At 70.9% G+C, this 17155-nt stretch carries 16 protein-coding genes, 1 tRNA gene, 1 other RNA gene and 1 pseudogene; 6 read left to right on the forward strand and 13 right to left on the reverse strand.

Annotated features, from left to right (window positions below; all coding sequences use genetic code 11):
* Entirely contained in the window at positions 1-1116 is a 1116-nt protein-coding gene (locus ACHAAC_RS08990) for an acyl-CoA dehydrogenase family protein (RefSeq protein ID WP_435715789.1), read from the forward strand.
* Positions 1117-1271: 155 nt separating this feature from the next.
* Here the strand turns inward: ACHAAC_RS08990 and ffs are convergent.
* Positions 1272-1368, reverse strand: an RNA gene (ffs, locus tag ACHAAC_RS08995) — signal recognition particle sRNA small type.
* Between the two features lie 61 nt (positions 1369-1429).
* Here ffs and ACHAAC_RS09000 point away from each other — a divergent pair.
* Positions 1430-1514 (forward strand) — tRNA-Ser (locus tag ACHAAC_RS09000).
* A gap of 172 nt (positions 1515-1686) precedes the next feature.
* On the opposite strand, the gene ACHAAC_RS09005 is transcribed toward ACHAAC_RS09000, so the two are convergent.
* The 6 genes and pseudogenes from ACHAAC_RS09005 to ACHAAC_RS09030 all read right to left on the reverse strand — a co-directional run bounded on the left by ACHAAC_RS09005 (position 1687) and on the right by ACHAAC_RS09030 (position 7797).
* Positions 1687-2394 (reverse strand): DUF4396 domain-containing protein, encoded by a 708-nt coding sequence (locus tag ACHAAC_RS09005; protein WP_435715790.1) that lies wholly within the window; start codon positions 2392-2394, stop codon positions 1687-1689.
* A 116-nt stretch (positions 2395-2510) separates the two neighbouring features.
* Positions 2511-3014, reverse strand: a pseudogene (locus ACHAAC_RS09010) (DUF3152 domain-containing protein); the annotation flags it as partial.
* A 241-nt stretch (positions 3015-3255) separates the two neighbouring features.
* Positions 3256-4080: a hypothetical protein gene (locus ACHAAC_RS09015; protein ID WP_435715791.1), complete on the reverse strand. Its 825-nt coding sequence runs from the start codon at positions 4078-4080 to the stop codon at positions 3256-3258.
* A gap of 53 nt (positions 4081-4133) precedes the next feature.
* A complete protein-coding gene (locus tag ACHAAC_RS09020) occupies positions 4134-4673 on the reverse strand; it encodes a DUF305 domain-containing protein (protein ID WP_435715792.1) in 540 nt (179 codons plus the stop codon).
* 624 nt (positions 4674-5297) lie between these two features.
* Entirely contained in the window at positions 5298-5444 is a 147-nt protein-coding gene (locus ACHAAC_RS09025) for a heavy-metal-associated domain-containing protein (RefSeq protein ID WP_435715793.1), read from the reverse strand.
* Between the two features lie 253 nt (positions 5445-5697).
* On the reverse strand, positions 5698-7797 hold the full coding sequence (locus ACHAAC_RS09030; RefSeq protein ID WP_435715794.1) for a heavy metal translocating P-type ATPase: 2100 nt from the start codon (positions 7795-7797) through the stop codon (positions 5698-5700).
* Between the two features lie 246 nt (positions 7798-8043).
* Between ACHAAC_RS09030 and ACHAAC_RS09035 the strand changes: the two genes are divergently transcribed.
* From ACHAAC_RS09035 to ACHAAC_RS09045, 3 genes are all read left to right on the forward strand, one after another.
* Positions 8044-9282, forward strand: a complete 1239-nt coding sequence (locus ACHAAC_RS09035) for an MFS transporter (protein ID WP_435715795.1) — start codon at positions 8044-8046, stop codon at positions 9280-9282.
* 133 nt (positions 9283-9415) lie between these two features.
* Positions 9416-9718, forward strand: a complete 303-nt coding sequence (locus ACHAAC_RS09040) for an ArsR/SmtB family transcription factor (protein ID WP_435715796.1) — start codon at positions 9416-9418, stop codon at positions 9716-9718.
* Positions 9719-10207: 489 nt separating this feature from the next.
* Positions 10208-10678 carry a CAP domain-containing protein gene (locus tag ACHAAC_RS09045; protein WP_435715797.1) on the forward strand — a complete coding sequence of 157 codons (471 nt, stop codon included), beginning with the start codon at positions 10208-10210 and terminating at the stop codon, positions 10676-10678.
* Positions 10679-10683: 5 nt separating this feature from the next.
* Here the strand turns inward: ACHAAC_RS09045 and ACHAAC_RS09050 are convergent, their stop codons facing one another.
* From ACHAAC_RS09050 to ACHAAC_RS09065, 4 genes are all read right to left on the reverse strand, one after another.
* On the reverse strand, positions 10684-11319 hold the full coding sequence (locus ACHAAC_RS09050; protein ID WP_435715798.1) for a LysE family translocator: 636 nt from the start codon (positions 11317-11319) through the stop codon (positions 10684-10686).
* 58 nt (positions 11320-11377) lie between these two features.
* Positions 11378-12454 (reverse strand): SDR family oxidoreductase, encoded by a 1077-nt coding sequence (locus ACHAAC_RS09055; RefSeq protein ID WP_435715799.1) that lies wholly within the window; start codon positions 12452-12454, stop codon positions 11378-11380.
* A gap of 129 nt (positions 12455-12583) precedes the next feature.
* The gene (locus ACHAAC_RS09060; RefSeq protein WP_435715800.1) at positions 12584-14221 is read right to left on the reverse strand and encodes an acyl-CoA dehydrogenase family protein; all 1638 of its coding nucleotides are present in this window, start codon (positions 14219-14221) and stop codon (positions 12584-12586) included.
* Positions 14222-14276: 55 nt separating this feature from the next.
* Positions 14277-15035, reverse strand: a complete 759-nt coding sequence (locus tag ACHAAC_RS09065) for a PaaX domain-containing protein, C- domain protein (protein WP_435715801.1) — start codon at positions 15033-15035, stop codon at positions 14277-14279.
* Positions 15036-15129: 94 nt separating this feature from the next.
* Between ACHAAC_RS09065 and ACHAAC_RS09070 the strand changes: the two genes are divergently transcribed.
* Positions 15130-15951 (forward strand): TrmH family RNA methyltransferase, encoded by an 822-nt coding sequence (locus ACHAAC_RS09070; protein WP_435715802.1) that lies wholly within the window; start codon positions 15130-15132, stop codon positions 15949-15951.
* Positions 15952-15992: 41 nt separating this feature from the next.
* On the opposite strand, the gene ACHAAC_RS09075 is transcribed toward ACHAAC_RS09070, so the two are convergent.
* Positions 15993-16319 carry a histone-like nucleoid-structuring protein Lsr2 gene (locus tag ACHAAC_RS09075; protein ID WP_435715803.1) on the reverse strand — a complete coding sequence of 109 codons (327 nt, stop codon included), beginning with the start codon at positions 16317-16319 and terminating at the stop codon, positions 15993-15995.
* Positions 16320-16392: 73 nt separating this feature from the next.
* The gene (locus ACHAAC_RS09080) at positions 16393-17148 is read right to left on the reverse strand and encodes a 2-phosphosulfolactate phosphatase (RefSeq protein ID WP_435715804.1); all 756 of its coding nucleotides are present in this window, start codon (positions 17146-17148) and stop codon (positions 16393-16395) included.
* Positions 17149-17155 lie beyond the last annotated feature (7 nt).

Here is a 17155-nt window from a genome sequence, read left to right on the forward strand (position 1 = left end):
ATGGACTTCACCCTCGACTCCGAGCAGAAGGCACTGCGCGACGCCGTCCGCGGCCTGCTGACCTCGAGCTATGAATCGACAGAGACCCGCCGCGACGTCATCAAGGACGACCCCGGCTTCTCCGAGAAGGTGTGGGGCCGGCTCGCCGAGCTCGGCGCCCTGGGCCTGCCCTTCGCCGAGGAGGACGGTGGCTTCGGCGCCGGTCCCGTGGAGGTCTCGATCGTGGCCGAGGAGGTCGGCCGGACGCTGGCCCCCGAGCCGTACGTCGAGTCCGTCGTGCTGGCCGGTGGCCTCGTCGCCGCCCTGGGCACGTCCGAGCAGCGCCAGGACCTGATCGGCCGGCTCGCGGAGGGCGCGCTCGTGCTGGCCTTCGCCGACACCGAGCTCGGCGATCCGGTCACCGCGGCTGAGTCAGGCGACGGCTGGACGCTCAGCGGCGTCAAGGAGCCCGTCCTGCACGGCGCCCGCGCCGACGTCCTGCTTGTGACCGCCGACCTGCCCGACGGTGGCCGTGGGGTCTTCCTCGTCGACGGGGACGACGCGCAGCGCACCGGCTACCGCACCCACGACGGCAGCCGTGCGGCCCGCGTCGCCCTCGACGGCACGGCCGGCGTCCCGTTGGGCGAGGCCGTCGACGCGACCGACGCGATCGCCGATGCCGTGGCTCGGGCACAGGTGGCGTACGGCCACGAGGCCCTCGGCGCGATGGACTTCGCCCTGCGCGCGACGGTGGAGTACCTCAAGACCCGCAAGCAGTTCGGCGTCCCACTCAGCACCTTCCAGTCCCTGACGTTCCGCGCCGCCGACCTGTACGTGTCGATGGAGCTGGTCCGCAGCACCGTCACCTGGGCGACGATCGTTCTCGCTGACGAACCGTCACGGGCCCGCGAGGCGGCGTCGCGCGCCAAGCTGCAGGTCAGCCGCGCGGCTCGCCACATCGGCCAGGAGACCATCCAGCTGCACGGCGGCATCGGCATGACGGCGGAGTACTCGGTCGGCCACTACGTGAGCCGCCTGACCGCCATCGAGCACACGCTCGGCGCGGGCAGCGACCACCTGCGCACGCTGGCTGCCTCGATCGGGGACCACGGGGTCGTCGACCCCATCGGCGAGTGATCGGGGCTCTGCCCAGAGCGCCCGGTCCCGCGTCAGTCGGTGACTTCTCCACCCTTGGCACTCCGTCGCGGCCCTGGTCGGTGAGTTCTCCACCGTCCCAGCGCTGAGACGGTGGAGAACTCACCGCTCAACGACGGGGCCAGCTCACCCGAGCACGAAAAGACCCCTCGCGCACCCGACAGAGGTCACTGACCCTTGCTGCCTTCCGGCCCTGGGGGAGTTGGGTGATGTGTCGCCGCGCGAGGGGCTGCGCCCATCATACGGAGGGATCCCGGCTGAACCCAAGCGGGGACCGGCAGGTACGCTCGTCGGCGGAGGATTCGCATAGTGGCCTAGTGCGCTCGCTTGGAAAGCGGGTTGAGTGAAAGCTCTCAGGGGTTCGAATCCCCTATCCTCCGCCGAGAGGAGTTCTCGATACTGAACCCCTCCAGTTCTCGAAACCCCGCCCAGGACTCGTCCTGGGCGGGGTTTCTCGATTCAGACCCGTGTGCTTCTGTCGACACGTCTCTGCGAGGCTCCCTGAGACAGGAGGTCGTGGTCTTCCGCCTCGTGACGGCGGTGGGCCCTGCTTCACGCCATCGTCGCTGCGCGATTGCGCCGCGCGAGCCAGGAGACCACCGGGTAGCCGGTCACCAGGCCGAGGATGACGCCGACCTGCATCAGGAACCAGAAGGTGCCTTCGGAGGCGGGGGGCATGTACTCGTTGTAGTGGAGCAAGACCATCCAGCCGCCCATGCCGACATCGAAGGCCAGGACGGTGAGCACGGCGGCTCCTGCAGCGGCTCCGATGCCCATGCGACGTCCTCGAGAGCTCGCGGCCGACCGCTCGAACCCGAAGAGGATGAGGATCGCCAGTGCCCCGATGACCAGGATCATGACCCAGAGATCGATCCCGGCGATGGTGAGCCCGGAGGCCAGGACGAGCGGAACCCCAACCACGTGAGCCAGGGCCGAGGCCGCGCCACCCGGCAGGCCCTGCAACGTGGGCGACGCCTGCGCGCCACCGGTCGGTGCCCCATGTCCGAGCCAGCCATCTCGCTGCCGTCCGTGACGCGCGTAGAGCGGGAGCGCGAAGGGTCCCAGGTACAGGGCCGAGGAGATCCAGACGAGCTCTGAGGCAACCGTCTCGTGCCGTCTGCCGCGCCCGTAGATGTCGAGGGCGATGAGAACCGCGGAGATCAGAGCGCTGCCGATGAAGATCCACGCGACGGGCGTCATCCACCCCGGGACGTTGTTGGCCATGGTCACGATGCAGGGGTCCTGTCCGTCGAGCTCCATCTCGGGTTCATCGCAGGGGATGAGAGTGGGCCACGACAAAGGCTAGGCGCCGCCCCCTCGTTCCACACGACGACTGTCTGGCGCATGAGAGCGCGGCTTGTGCGCGCAGACGGAGGTCAGGGCCAGGGGTTCGGTTCGCACCCCTGGAGACCGAGCGTCTGCTGGAGCATGACGGGCGCGGGGCGACCGGGTGCCGGGCAGGACTCGTGACCGAATCCCAGGGCGTGTCCGACCTTGTGGTTGATGACGTAGTCGCGGTACTCGGCGAGGTCGTCGTAGTGCGGAACACCGCTGGTCCATCGAAGGGCGTTGATGACGACGTCGTTGCCGTTGCGGCACGAGACCTCCCCCCGGGTCTGCAGAGGCGCGCAGAGGAGATCCGTGGTCGCCGGACTCGCCAAGACCACCCGCAACGGGGCATCGCCGGTGCGCCGGAACGAGAAGGCCCCTCCCGCGGTCCACCCTCGCCGCTCCGAGAGCGTCGCGTCGACGGCGCTGGCGAAGTCGTTCTCGTCGATGCCGAGCCCCCCCTCGACTTCGACGCGATAGTCCACCAGACGACCGCCCTCCCCCACGCGCTCCGTCTCCCCGGAAGCCGAGGCGAAGGTCCCCGACCCAGCCGTCGGAACTGCGGTGGGCTCCGCGGACGGCGGCGGGCGGAGGTCGCAACACGAGGCCGTCGGTCGTCGGCACCGCTGGTCTTCGGCGGGCCCGTGCTCACGGCCGTGGCGTCGGACCCGGGTGCGTCATCTGACGGCTACACCGATGCCACGGCGAGGGCACAGACGAAGGCCAAGAGGGCCGTCGCAGCCCACCGCGCACCTCGGCCGCGGGCGGGGTCACGGTGACGCCCTCGGCCACTCACGACACCTTCTCCCACGACACCCCCTGGTCGTCGCTGGCGTGGATGCCGGTGGAGGTCGCCGCGTACCAGCGGCCCTCGCCCGTCTCCAGCGCTGCTGGCGTGCCGTCGAGGCGGCCACGCGTCGTCCAAGTTCGAGCGACACCGTCAGTCGAGGTCCACACCTGTCCGTCGGGTCCGACACCGACGTAGCCGAGCGCGGCTCGGTCGACGTTCACCAGTCCCGGTGCCTCGGAGAGGCTTTTGCTGCCATTCGCGTCCAGGCGTGTGAGGACCCCGTCGACGCCGGCAACCAGGACCGTCTTGCTGTCGAGGAGGATCACGTCGAGGGCATCCATCTCCGCCAGCGTGTCGAAGGTCTGCCCGCCGTCGGCGGAGATGAGGATCCTGCCGCCGACGGAGTCGTGGGCGGCGATGGTGTCACCGTCGACGTCGAGGCTGTGCAGGTCGGCCTCTCCGCCTAGGCTGACCTGTTGCCACGTCGCGCCGGCATCGGTGCTCTGGACCAGGCCCATCGGTTCGGGTAGCGATCCGCCTACGGGGTGGCCGCTGGCGACGAAGCGGTCCTCCCCGACCACGCCGAAGCCCATCAGGTCATGGGTGTTCTCGCCGACATGGCGGAGCTCACGGCCTTCGAGGACGAACAGTCCGTTGTGCGTGGCGACGTGGAGGCGCTCGTCGCCGGGATTGAGGCCGAGGCCATGGACGTGGCCGAGCACCGCCGGTGGGGCGTCGTCGGCTTGGGGCTCGGCGCAGGCGCCGAGCAGCAGGATGAGGAGCGCAGCGGTCAGGATGCTGCGAACGGAGGGTGTCGAGGTGCGCATGATGGTCGCCCGATCCACCCCCGGCCGCTCATGCGGCCGGGAGCGGTGGTCGGTCAGGATCCGAGCAGCTCGCGCATGGTCGCGATCTCGGCCGTCTGGTCTGCCTCGATCGTCTCGGCGAGGGCGACGGCGTCTGGGTTCTCGCCGTTCTCCTGCTCGGCTGCGGCCATCTCGATGGCACCTTCGTGGTGCTCGATCATCATGGTCAGGAACAGCCGGTCGAAGTCGGGACCCTGGGCATCCTCGAGGTCTGCCATCTCGTCCTCGGACATCATGCCCGGCATCGAGTCCATGTCGGACATGGAGCCCATGCCTTCGGGTGCCTCCTCACCCCACGACTCCAACCAGCTCGTCATGGTCGCGATCTCGGGCTCCTGCGCTGCCGAGATCTGCTCAGCCAGGTCGAGGACCTCGGAGCTCTCCGCCCGAGCGGGCGCCAGGGCCGCCATCTCGGTGGCCTGCTGGTGGTGGGGGATCATCTCCTGGGCGAAGGTGATGTCAGCGTCGTTGTGGTCCGCCGACGAGCCATCGCCGTCGTCGTTCGAGCAAGCGGCCAGGACGGCAGCGGCAGCGATGAGGGTCACTGCAAGCATGCGTGTGCGCATAGGTGTTCTCCTGAGGATGTGTGCTGATGGATGGAGGCGTGCCCGCGTCGCGGGGTGGGCCTGCCCTCAGCAGCGGAGAACAGCAGTGCGTTGCAGTGGTGTCAGTAGGTCACGTGGTGGCCGCGCTGATCCGATCCGGAGGCGTGTGGCGCGGGCGCGTTGCCAGAGGACGCGCCACGAACGTCCCCGCCGGCTGCGCATGAGTCCGGCGACGGAGAGCAGCAGCGCCAAGCAGGCTGCGAGCAGCGGGCCACAGTCCTGGGCCATCGACGCGAGCCCACCACCCTCTGAGTCGTGGACGGCGCCCGGGTCGTGGTGACCCGCACCGACGTCGGAGTCGCCGACAGTCGGTGCGCTGGCGGTGGCAGCGTGAGCCGCCGACGTCGGTGCAGTGTGGGAAGTGACCATCAGGCTGTGCATGGCGACGATGCCCAGGATGAGTGCAGGCGCCAGCGTCGCCAGAAGCAGGCGGGACCCCACTGACGACAGCCGGTGTGGACGGCGCGCGCTCATGCTCAAGAGCCTACCGGGGTCATCCGGCAACGGCCGTCGACGACTCTTGCTCCGCCCCCCGGTCGTGACGCTCTCGGAGGTGTTCGGGATGCACTTCGCTCATGCGAGCTGGTAGCCGGCCTCACGCACAGCCGCCTCCAGGGCATCCGCCGGGACGGGCTCATCGGAGTGGACGGTGACCGCGCCGGTCGCCAGATCGACGTCGACCTCGCGCACCCCGTCGATCTCCTGGAGCTCCTCGCTCACCGAGCTCACGCAGTGGCCACAGGTCATGCCGCTTCACGACGAGCTCACGGCGGTGGCCCTCGCCGGTGGTCCCGGTGCTGGCCTCCGTGGTGTCGGTGGTGGAGCAGCTGCAAGCAGTGCACATGGGGTGTTCCTTCCGATGGTGCGCGACGGGTGCCGCGACGAGTAGCCTGGTCAGGTGGTGGTCAGGGGTCCGGAGTCTCGGGCGGCGCGCTGACGGGGTCGCTGGTCGCGCCAGTCGGATCGGTGGTGTTCATGACTTCTCCCTGGAGGGGGCTGGTGAACTAGCGGCGTCCGGGGTGCCGCCGAGCGGGGCGGCGGCAGCCGGTGAGAGGTCGAGGCGCCGCAGCAGCTGGGCGTTGAGGGCGACGACGATCGTGGAGACCGACATCAGCACCGCGCCCACGGACATCGGCAGCACGAACCCGATCGGGGCGAGCACGCCGGCGGCGAGCGGCACGGCGGCGAGGTTGTAGCCGGCGCCCCACGCGAGGTTCTGCACGCTCTTGCGGTAGGTCGCCCGCGAGAGGTCGATCACCGAGAGCACCGAGCGGGGGTCGTCGGAGGCCAGGATGATGCCGGCCGAGGCGATGGCGACGTCGGTGCCGGCGCCGACGGCGATGCCGACGTCGGCCTGCGCGAGGGCGGGGGCGTCGTTGACGCCGTCGCCGACCATGGCGACCTTGCGTCCTTCGGCCTGCAGCTCGGCGACCTTGGCGGACTTGTCCTCGGGACGGACCCCGGCGTAGACGCGGTCGATGCCGAGCTTGGCGCCTACGGTGTTGGCCACGGCCTCGGCGTCGCCGGTGATCATGACGACCTCGACGCCGCGCTCGTGCAGCGCGCGCACCGCGGCGCGGGACTCCTCGCGCACCGCGTCGGCCAGCCGCAGCGCACCGACGACGGCCCCGTCGCGGATGACGTGCAGGATGATCGCGCCCTGGTCACGCCACGCGTCTGCAACCTCGAGCTCGGCGCCGGCGACGTCCTCGAGCAGGGCGGGCCCACCGACGCGGACGGTGTGCCCATCGACCGTGGCCGAGACGCCGATCGCAGGGGCGGATGCGAAGTCGCGCACTGCCGGCACGTGGAGGCCCCGGTCGGATGCGGCACGGACGATCGCTCTGGCGAGCGGGTGCTCGGAGTCGGCCTCGGCGGCGGCGGCCAACGTCAGCAGCCCGTCTTCGTCCAGGGAGGTGTGCTCAGCGGGTGCGACGGCGGTGACGGTCGGCTCTCCCTTGGTCAGGGTGCCGGTCTTGTCGAAGAGGACTGTGTCCACGGTGCGCATCGACTCCATCGCGAGCCGGTCCTTGACCAGCACGCCGCCACGGGCGGCGCGCTCGGTGGAGATGGAGATGACCAGCGGGATCGCCAGACCGAGGGCGTGGGGGCAGGCGATGACCAGCACCGTGATGGTGCGCACGACGCCGTTGTCGGGCTGACCCAGCAGGGCCCACACGGTGAAGGTGACGGCGGCGGAGCCGAGGGCGTACCAGAACAGCCACCCGGCGGCGGTGTCCGCGAGCCGCTGGGCACGGGAGCCCGAGGCCTGCGCGGCGGCGACCAGCTTCCCGATGCCGGCCAGCGTCGTCTCATCGCCCGTGGCGGTGACCTCCACCCGAAGCCCGGAGTCGGTGGCGACGGTGCCGGCGACCACGGCGTCACCCGGGCCGCGGCGGACGGCGACGGACTCGCCGGTGATCATCGCCTCGTCCATCGAGGCCGACCCCTCGACCACGCGACCGTCTGCCGGGACGCTGCCACCGGGCCGGACCACGACGACGTCCCCCACCTGCAGGCTGGACGGGGCGACGACGACTACCTGGTCGCCCTCGACCCGCTCGGCCTCGTCCGGCAGCAGCGCGGCCAGCGAGTCCAGGGCCGAGGTGGTGCGGGCCAGGGACCGCATCTCGATCCAGTGACCCAGCAGCATGATCACGACCAGGAGCGCCAGCTCCCACCAGAAGTCCAGGCCGTGGGCGAGCACGCCGAGGGTGGAGCCCCACGACGCCACGAAGGCCACCGTCAGCGCCAACGCGATCAGCAGCATCATTCCCGGCTGCCGGGAGCGGACCTCTGAAGCGGCGCCGGTCAGGAAGGGCCGACCGAACCAGCCGTAGAGGACCGTGCCCAGCACCGGCGACATCCATTCGAGGGCAGCGATGTCGGGCAGCTCGTAGCCGATGAGGTCGGCGAACATGCCGGAGAGCAGCACCGTCGGCACTGCCAGGACGAGCGAGCCCCAGAACAGTCGCCGGAACTGCGCCACGTGGTCACCGTGGCCACCGTGCTCGTGACCACCGTGCTCGTGACCAGACCCCTGGTCGTCTCGCCCCGTCTGGCTCTCCTGCACGGAATGCTCGTGGCTGTTCACGTCGCTGCCCACCTTCGGTCTCGCTCTTATACCCCCAGGGGGTATCTCTGGACGTTCGAATATATACCCCCATGGGGTATACGTCAACCAATCGGTGCGCCTGGCGCCGGCGATCCCATTCGCTAGCGCAGCAGGTGAGGCTCAGTCGCGCGGCGATGTGACAAGAGCGGCTCAGCGCACGGCACCTCGCAATCATGTGCGCAACTGTGCACTTATAGTGACGGAGTGACCGACCGCCGCCGACTGCTCCACGAGGACGCCTACCGGCGGTTGTTCCTCGCCCAGGTGGTGGCACTGCTCGGGACCGGCCTCCTCACGGTGGCGCTGTCGCTGCTGGCCTACGACGTCGCGCCCGGCTCGGCCGGAGCAGTCGTGGCGACGGCCCTGACCATCAAGATGGTGGCCTACGTCGCCGTCGCGCCCGCCGTGGCCGCTCTGACCTCCGGCCTGCCTCCACGGGTGGTGCTAGTGAGTGCCGACGTGGTCCGCCTGGCGGTGGCGGCGACGCTGCCATGGGTCGATGAGGTGTGGCAGGTCTACGTGCTGATCTTCGTCCTGCAGGCAGCGTCGGCGGCCTTCACGCCTGCCTACCAGGCGCTGCTGCCCGCGGTGCTGCCTCGACGCGAGGACTACACCCGGGCCCTCTCCTACTCGCGCCTGGCCTACGACCTCGAGGCCGTCGCCAGCCCGCTGCTGGCAGCCGCGGCCCTGCTGGTCGTTTCCTACCACGGTCTCTTCGTCGGCACGGCTGTCGGCTTCGCGCTGTCCGCGGTCCTCGTCCTGCGTTCAGGCCAAGGAAGGACGGTGTCGAGGGGGGACGCCGCGGCGTCATCCTTCGGCATGCGGCTGACTGAGGGCGTCAGGCTGTTCGCCGCACGCCCACAGCTCAGAGCCCTCCTGGCCCTGGACCTCGCCGCCGCGAGCGCGACCGCGACGGTCCTGGTGAACACGGTGGTGGTGACCCGCCAGGACCTCGGCCGCGGCGAGGACTCCGTCGCCGTGGCCCTGGGTGCATTCGGTGCCGGCTCGATGCTGGTCGCCCTCGCCCTGCCACGCGTGTTGGACCTTCGCAGTGAGCGTCAGGTGATGCTCACCGGAGGAGTCGCGGTCACCGCGTCCTTGACCGCCGCGGTCGCCGTCACCACCGGGTCGACGTCGTGGGCCGGCATCCTCGGCGTGTGGTTCCTCCTCGGCGCAGCCGGGTCGATGGTCCTGACCCCGGCAGGACAGGTCATCAACACCGCCGTGGAACCGGGGCAGCGGCCGGCCGCCTTCGCGGCGCACTTCTCGCTCTCGCACGCCTGCTACCTGGTCGCCTACCCCGTGGCCGGCTGGGTCGGTCAGCACGCGGGGGTGCCCACCTCGGCCGCAGTCCTCGCCGGCGTCGCCCTGCTCGCCGTCGTCGCGGCAGCGACGGCCTGGCCGCGTCCTCTGGCCGCCGAGCCTCGCTCGCCAGTCTCGTGAGTGGCTCGGCGGCTATCGTCACATCCATCCGGCGCCATGTGGCCGAAGGTCGCTCAGTCGTCGAGGAGGAGGTCGTGTGAGCAGGAGTCATTCCGTCGATGCACCCAGCCTCGACCATCCTCAGCGTCCGGACGTGGCGAGGCTGCGGCACGCTGCCGAGGTGTTCGCCATGCTCGGGGAACCGACGCGGCTCGAGCTCCTGTGGTTGATGACGGAGCAACCCCGGACGGTTGGCGAGCTGGTTGCGGCCGTGGGTGCGTCCCGCCCGTCCGTGAGCCAGCACCTGGCCAAGCTCCGACATGCCGGTGTCGTCGAGGTTGTCCGGCAGGGCCGCACCGCCACGTACTCCCTGCCTGGGGGTCACGTGGAGCGCCTCGTGCGCGAAGGCCTCAACCACGCCGACCACGTCGTGTCAGGCGAAGGACCTCACGCCTGAGAACGTCGCGGGCCGGATCCCGCCGGGGCCGGCCCTTGAGCGAAGCACACCTGCACCCGCCCACCCGGGCGTTCTCTGGCCCCTGTCATCGACACCATTGCTGCGCCGCAAGCAGGGGGTGTGATCAAACAGGGCTCCAAGGTGTGAAGCCTGATCAACAGCAAAAATTACTGATTGCTACGGCGGCAAGAAATGAGAATCGCAAACTCCTCGCCGAGACGTGGGGTGCTGTGATCGCAGCACCCACAGAACAGCCACGCAGGTGGAGCACCGCTGTAGCCGGCGGAGGTTCACCGCCGCCCCGGCAGATCACCGACCACCGCACCCAGCGGCCTCCCCCTCCCAAGAACGCCGACGCGTGACCTCAGCATCCGACAGGGCTTCCCCCACCCTGCCGGCCACGAGCTGCCCGGCCTCGCCGATCATCACCACCGAAGGCCCCGGGGAGGTGCGCCGCGGCCTCGGCTCGCCTATGGTCGGGGACATTCCATGAGCGAGGGAGACGCCATGCGCAAGACCATCATCGTGCTGCTCGGAGTCGTGCTGCTGCTGTCCGCGGCGAGCGTGACGGCCTCGGGAACCATGAACCGGATCGAGCTGAACTCGGCGAGCCTGGTGAACGACGAGCGTCGTGACGCCGGTCTGAGGACGATGACCCGGCAGGCCTGCCTGCAGAAGCATGCCGAGGTGCACGCCAAGCGGATGGCCGACTCGAACCGGCTCTACCACCGCACCGGCTCGGCGCTGCGCACCGTGATGAAGCGCTGCAAGCTGACCTCGATCGGCGAGAACATCGCCCGGGGGACCGCGATGACGTCGCCCACCGTGGTGCGGTCCTGGATGGGGTCCTCGGGGCACCGCGCGAACATCCTGAACTCGAGCTTCAACCGTATCGGCGCGGCCTACAGCAACGGTGACAATCGCCAGCGCTACTGGATCCAGCTCTACGGACGGCACTGAGCGGATCAGCGGCGCGGCGGCTCCGCGAGGGCCAGCGCGCCCCCGAGACCGACGAGCGAGACACCGGCGACCCGATCGATGACCGTGCGGGCCCGGACGTGACCGAGCAGCGCGCGGACGCCACCGACCCCGACGACGAAGACCGCCCACCAGAGCAGTCCGATGGCGATGTCGATCGCTCCGAGGACGAGCACCTGAGCGGCGACGCTGCCGCTCGCGGCCACGAACTGCGGGATGACCGCCAGGAAGAACAGCGCCGCCTTGGGGTTGAGCACGTTGGCCACGGCGGCCTGCCGGTAGACGGTGACCAGGGGCAGCTGCGCGACCGGGGCGTCGTCGCTGTGCTCCTGCCGCACGTACCGAGACTGCAGCAGGGCCTGTCCCCCGAGGTAGACCAGGTAGGCGGCACCGAGGAGCTTGAGCACCGTGAAGGCCTCGGCGCTGGCCACGAGCACGGCCGCGACTCCGAGGGCCGCGGCGGCCATGTGCACGACCAGCCCGGTCTGGACCCCGGCGGCCGCCACGACGCCCGCGCGTCGGCTCGTGGCCGCGTGGCGCATCACCACGAACCAGTCCGGGCCCGGCGTCACGTAGGCCAGGACGGCGACGCCGCAGAACGCGAGCAGCAGCTGGAGACTCATGCCTTCACGGTCCGGCCGGCCCCGCTCCTCCGCAAGCCCACGGGCGTGCGCGGAGCGCTCAGGCCGGCGGGATCAGCTCTCGCTGACGCAGCTCGGCGAAGACCCGCGCGAAGCAGTCGACCGTCGTCCGGTTCCCGTCGAATCCCGCGAGCCGACTGCGCCGCATGTCGGTGACGCACTCGATGTCGCGCCCGAGGTCACCGTCGGTGTGCCACCACGAGGCCAACGCCGACACGTCATCGACGGCCAGGTCATGACGCAGGCTCAGCGCCTTCCACTGGGCAGGTGCGTCGACCATCTGCTCCTGGAGCGGGCGCGGCCGGTCCGCGTAGCCCTCCGGCTCGACGCCGAGCATCTCGGCGATGCGGGGCCACATCCAGCGCCAGCGGAACACGTCGCCGTTGACGATGTTGTAAGAGGTGTTCGCGGCAGCCGGGTCGGTGGCCGCCCACTGCATGTGCTCGGCCAGCAGACCGGCGTCGGTCATGTCGGTGAGGCCGTCCCACTGCGTCTGCGAGCCCGGGAAGACGAACGGGCGGCCCGACTCGCGGCTGATGGCTGCCTGCACTGCGAGGGTCTGGGCCATGTTCATGGCGTTGCCGACCGCCGTCCCGATGACCGTGTGCGCGCGGTGCACGCTCCACGTGAAACCGTCCCGCTCTGCCGCGGCCCACAGCTCGTCCTCCTGCGCGTAGTAGAAGTTCGGGTGCGGCAGGCGCTCCTCGTCCTCGTGGAACGGCGTGTCCCTGACCTCGCCGGCACCGTAGGCGTCGAACGGTCCCAGGTAGTGCTTGAGCCCTGTCATGAGGGCGACGTGCCGGACGGTGCCGGACGCCCGGACGGCGTCGAGCACGTTCCTGACCAGGGCGCTGTTGACGGCGATGTTCTCCTCCTCCGTCTCGCGTCGCACCCAGGCCGTCAGGAACACGTGCGTGAAGGCCGAACCGGAGAGCGCGGCGACCGTGGCCTCGGACGACTGCAGGTCTGCGTGCACCTCCGAGACGCCGGCGATGCCGACGGACTGGCTGCGCGACAGGCCGGTGACCTGCCAGCCGTCGTCGACCAGGCTCCGGGCAAGGGCGCTGCCGGCGATGCCGGTGGCGCCCACGATGAGTGCGTGCGGGGTCGAAGTCACAGGATTTCTACCTTCCGGGAGATGGCGATGCCGCTGGGGTCCGCGAGCGCACGAGGCGCTCGATCGGCGCGCTGGGCATCTCCAGTGACAACCCACGTGGCCGGTCGAAACTTCCGCCGGCCGTCTCGTTCAGCCGGCGACCTTCGGCGTGGCACGTTCGATGATGGCCGCGGTGTCGACGCCGATGGGCAGGGTGCCGAACACGGTGCCCCAGTCGCCGGCCAGCCGGCTGCGGGTGAAGGCGTCGGCGACGGCCGGGTGGCCGTGGCGGACGAGCAGGGCCCCCTGCAGGGCCATCGCCATGTCCCCGACGACCTGGCGAGCCCGGTGCTCGATGCCCTCCGGGTCCCCCAGCGACCGCTTGAGCCGCGCGACGGCCGCGTCGAGGTGCCGGTCGGCTCCCGAGGCAGCGTCGAGCTCCTCGAGGAACGCCTGCACGGTCTGCGGCTGGCGCGCCATCGCCCGGAGCGTGTCCAGAGCGGCGACGTTGCCCGAGCCCTCCCAGATGCTCATCAGCGGGGCCTCGCGGTACAGGCGGGGCATCCCTGAGTCCTCGATGTAGCCGTTGCCGCCCAGGCACTCCAGCGCCTCCGCCGCGTGCATCGGGGCGCGCTTGCAGACGAAGTACTTGCTGACGGCCAGCGCGATACGGCGCAGGTCGGCCGCCCGCTCGTCTCCCGCATGGGCATCGTCGGTGAGGGCGCCCAGCCAGAGCGCGACGGTGGAGGACGCCTCGGCCTCCACGGCGAGGTCGGCCAGCACGTTGCGCATGAGCGGCTGGTCCACCAGCGCGGCGCCGAAGGCGGAGCGGTGCGTGGCGTGGTGCGCGGCCTGCTGGACTCCCACCCGCATCCCGGATGCCGAGCCCAGGGTGCAGTCCAGCCGGGTCATGTTGACCATCTCGATGATGGTGCGGACACCGCGGCCCTCGTCGCCGAGCCGCCATCCGTGCGCCTCGTCGTACTCGATCTCGCTGCTGGCGTTGGAGCGGTTGCCCAGCTTGTCCTTGAGCCGCTGCAGGGCGATGGCGTTGGCGGTGCCGTCGGGCAGGACGCGCGGCACCACGAAGCACGTGAGGCCTTCAGGCGCCTGTGCGAGGGTCAGCAGGACGTCGGACATCGGCGCTGACGTGAACCACTTGTGACCCGTGAGCCGGTAGCTCCCGTCGGCGGCGGGGACGGCCCGGGTGGTGTTGGCCCGCACGTCGGACCCGCCCTGCTTCTCCGTCATCGACATGCCGGCGATGAGCCCACGCTTCTCGGCTGGCGCTGCGACGGTGGGGTCGTACTCGCGGTTGCTCAGCCCCGGCTCGAAGCGCGCGGCCAGCTCGGGGTCGACCCGCAGAGCGGGCACCGCGGCGTAGGTCATCGAGATGGGGCAGACGTGCCCGGCGTCGGCCTGCATCCAGGCGCTGAGGCCGGCCGCTCGCTCCAGGTGGGCGTGGGGCGAGCTCGATGCCCACGGTGCGCCGTGCAGGCCGAAGCCCACGGCCCGCCGCATGAGTGCGTGGTAGGCCGGGTCGTACTCCACCCGGTCGATGCGATGGCCGTGGCGGTCGTGCGTGTGCAGCTGGGGGGTGTGCCGCTCGGCGAGCTCGCCCAGCTCCTGCACCTCCCGTGAGCCGGCCGCCACGCCCACGGCCCGCACGCGCTCGACCGCGTCGGCGGCGCCGTGGCGGTGGAGTGCCTCGATGTACGGCGGGTAGTCGGAGGCGTCGTGCTCGATGAGCGGCGGTGCCTGGTTGGTGACCTCGTGCGTGGGGGTCATGCATCCTCCTGGTGGTGATGGGGTCCCATCGGTGTCTGGGCAACCGAAAGAGACGTCAGACGGTTGCTGGGGCACCGACCCGGGGGTCTGCGGTGTGCAGGGCGCGGAGCTCGGTGCGGAACCCCTCGTACGTCGATCGCAGCTCGTCGGCAGGCCAGTCGGCCGGAAGCAGCTCCGGCGGCAGCCACGGGTCGGCGCGCAGGTGCCGCACGATGGCCGCGTTGGTGACGAAGCGATCGCGCAGGGACCCGGCCGGACCAGCGGCGGCCAGCAGGGCGTGGGCGCGGGTCACCCAGGACGCGGTGTCCCACAGCCGGGCGACCAGCGCCGTGTCGTCGTCGGGGCGGGAGCGCATCCGGACGACGTCGGCGTCCGGTGCGTCGATCGGTCCGGTGTGCGCGACGTTGTCCGGTCGCGTCCAGACCCCCTCGCGCAGCTCGGCCATGCGGCGCTCGGCCATGGCGCGACGCAGGTCCGCTCGGGCGGCGGCGTCGCGACCGGTGCCCGTGACCACGAGCACCGTCCACGTCCCGTCCCAGGGGCGCAGGTCCGGGTGGAGTGCAGCCTCCTGCGCCTCCTGGCGGCGCAGGTGACGAGCGGCAAGGCGGTAGACGGAGTCCCGCGTGACCAGGTCCCCCGTGGCGACCATGCGCGAGAGGGCGGCCCGGACCGTGGTGTCGACGAGCCCGAACTCCCGGCCCATGGCGACGACATCGCGGGCAGCAAGCCCGCGCTCCGGGGCACCGAGCAGCAGGCTCAGGACGACCGACCTCGCGGTCATCGTCTGGTGCCTCGGGGCTGCCTGCAGGCTCATCGCATTACATCCTCACGTCAACCGTTTTGCTATCGTAATGCTACGCCGACCTCGTCGTCCATCGTTCGTCCCGGGCTGCTGGTAGGAACAGACCGTGAGCACCCCACTTCCACGCCGCGTCGAGCGGCGCAACGCGACGTTCCAGCACTGGCAGACCCTGCTGACCAACCGCACCAAGCGGACGCGGGCCCGCGAGGTGCTCGTGCAGGGCGTCCGCCCCATCTCGATGGCCGTGCAGAACGGGCTCGAGCTGACCGCCGTGCTCGTCGACGGACGGCCCCGCCCGTCGGACTGGGCCCGCGAGCTCGCCGGCACGACGACGGCCCCCGTCGTCACCGTCGCCCCGGACCTCATGGCCGAGCTCGGCGACAAGGAGGACGCGGGACCGGAGCTGCTCGCCGTGGTGCGCATGCCTGCCGACGACCTCTCCCGGCTGCCCGCTGCGGACGATGCGGTCGTGCTCGTGCTGGACCGGCCCTCGAGCCCCGGGAACATCGGCACCCTCGTACGGTCCGCCGACGCTCTCGGTGCCCATGCCGTCGTCACGACCGGGCACGCCGCGGACGTGTGGGACCCGCGAGCGGTGCGGGCCAGCACCGGCTCGGTCTTCGCCCTGCCGGTCGTCCGGGTCGACGCCGCCAGTGACGTGCTGGCTTGGGCGCAGCGGCAACGAGACGCCGGGCACGGGGTGACCGTCGTCGGCACCGACGAGGCCGGTCAGGTGCTGCTGTCGGAGGTGCCGCTGGAGGGCGGCCTCGTGCTCGTCGTCGGCAACGAGACCCGCGGCATGAGTCGGGCCTGGGCCGAGGCCTGCGACGTGGTCGCGCGGATCCCGATGGCCGGGTCCGCGAGCTCGCTCAATGCGGCGGCATCGGGATCCATCGCCCTGTACGAGGTTGCTCGCCGCCGGCTCTGAGACCGTGCGGGCAGGTCACGTCGGTTCGACCCGCACCCGGGTCAGTGGGCGGCTTCGTACTTCTCGATGATCGACGCCGGGACCCGTCCACGCGCCGGCACGTCGAGGCCGTTCTCCGACGCCCAAGCCCGGACGGCCTTGGCGTCGGGGCCGCCAGAGGATGTCGTCGCACGCGAGCCGGCACGACCTGCTCGTCGCCCGACGGCGATGTAAGGCGCGACGGCCTTCTCGAAGGTCTCGCGCTCGGCAGCGGTGAGGTCGACCTCGTGGCCGACGCCGTCGAACACGAACCGCACCGTCGGTGAGGGGGTGTCGATCTCGTCACCACTGAGGTCGGAAAAGAACTTCTCGATCGTCTTTCTAGCCATTTCTCCAGAATAGGGCCTCGGAGTCCCATTCACTGAATTTCCGACTTTCGAAAGGGATCGTTCGATCCTCGACTCAGGGCGCCGACACGAAGCCACGGTCGCTCAGCAGGGGGACCACGCGACTCGCCCCGACCGCGGCGGCGAGGTCGACGTCGCCGGCGTGCCCGGCCACCGCGAGCTCCTGGCCGCTAGCGCACGCCAGCAGGTGCTCGCGCTCACGTCCGGCCACGAGCCGGTAGGCGTCAGCCGCCTGGGCGGCCTCGGGCGACAGGCCGGGCCACTCGTGGTCCTCCAGCGCCGCCAGCACTGCACCTGCGCCCCACAGGTCCTCCAAGGCAGGCCGCAGTGAACCGTCGGCCCAGCGCCCGCCGGCGGCGACGACGGCGACGACGGCCTCCTGCGGGTCGTGCTCGCGCGCGATCCAGCTCGCCACGGCGGCAGCGTTGCGCAAGCCTGCCGCGACGACCGTGGTGGCGACGCTCTGCAGGTCGGCGCAGAGGCCGGCTCCGTCGCGCGTGGGCAGCAGCAGCCGGTCGACGGGGTCGCTCGCGACGATGCTCGAGGGCGCCACGGTCGGCTGGTCCGTGCCCGACCCGCGATCACCGGCCAGGACGGCACCCTGCTGCGCGGCGACGGCCGCCAGGTCAGGCTCGTCCTGCGGGTGGGGCACCACGACCGTGCCCCGCTCGACGGCGAGGGTCAGTGTGGTGGTGAAGGTCAGCACGTCGACGACGACAGCAACGTCGGCCCGCTCGCCCACGACCAGACCACCCGTTCGCCCCCACTCGAAGCGGACCGAGTGACCGAGCTGCCCCAGCGCGACTGCCATGACTCCA

It is taken from the genome of Aeromicrobium sp. CF4.19 (assembly GCF_051262555.1).
GTDB lineage: Bacteria > Actinomycetota > Actinomycetes > Propionibacteriales > Nocardioidaceae > Aeromicrobium.

Excerpts from the sequence above, each read along its gene's own strand:
- ACHAAC_RS08990 (WP_435715789.1), top strand. The coding sequence starts at position 1 with ATGGACTTCACCCTCGACTCCGAGCAGAAGGCACTGCGCGACGCCGTC.
- ACHAAC_RS09080 (WP_435715804.1), bottom strand. The coding sequence starts at position 17,148 with ATGGCAGTCGCGCTGGGGCAGCTCGGTCACTCGGTCCGCTTCGAGTGG.
- ACHAAC_RS09045 (WP_435715797.1), top strand. The coding sequence starts at position 10,208 with ATGAGCGAGGGAGACGCCATGCGCAAGACCATCATCGTGCTGCTCGGA.
- ACHAAC_RS09060 (WP_435715800.1), bottom strand. The coding sequence starts at position 14,221 with ATGACCCCCACGCACGAGGTCACCAACCAGGCACCGCCGCTCATCGAG.
- ACHAAC_RS09020 (WP_435715792.1), bottom strand. The coding sequence starts at position 4,673 with ATGCTTGCAGTGACCCTCATCGCTGCCGCTGCCGTCCTGGCCGCTTGC.
- ACHAAC_RS09015 (WP_435715791.1), bottom strand. The coding sequence starts at position 4,080 with ATGCGCACCTCGACACCCTCCGTTCGCAGCATCCTGACCGCTGCGCTC.
- ACHAAC_RS09005 (WP_435715790.1), bottom strand. The coding sequence starts at position 2,394 with ATGGAGCTCGACGGACAGGACCCCTGCATCGTGACCATGGCCAACAAC.
- ACHAAC_RS09065 (WP_435715801.1), bottom strand. The coding sequence starts at position 15,035 with ATGAGCCTGCAGGCAGCCCCGAGGCACCAGACGATGACCGCGAGGTCG.
- ACHAAC_RS09050 (WP_435715798.1), bottom strand. The coding sequence starts at position 11,319 with ATGAGTCTCCAGCTGCTGCTCGCGTTCTGCGGCGTCGCCGTCCTGGCC.
- ACHAAC_RS09075 (WP_435715803.1), bottom strand. The coding sequence starts at position 16,319 with ATGGCTAGAAAGACGATCGAGAAGTTCTTTTCCGACCTCAGTGGTGAC.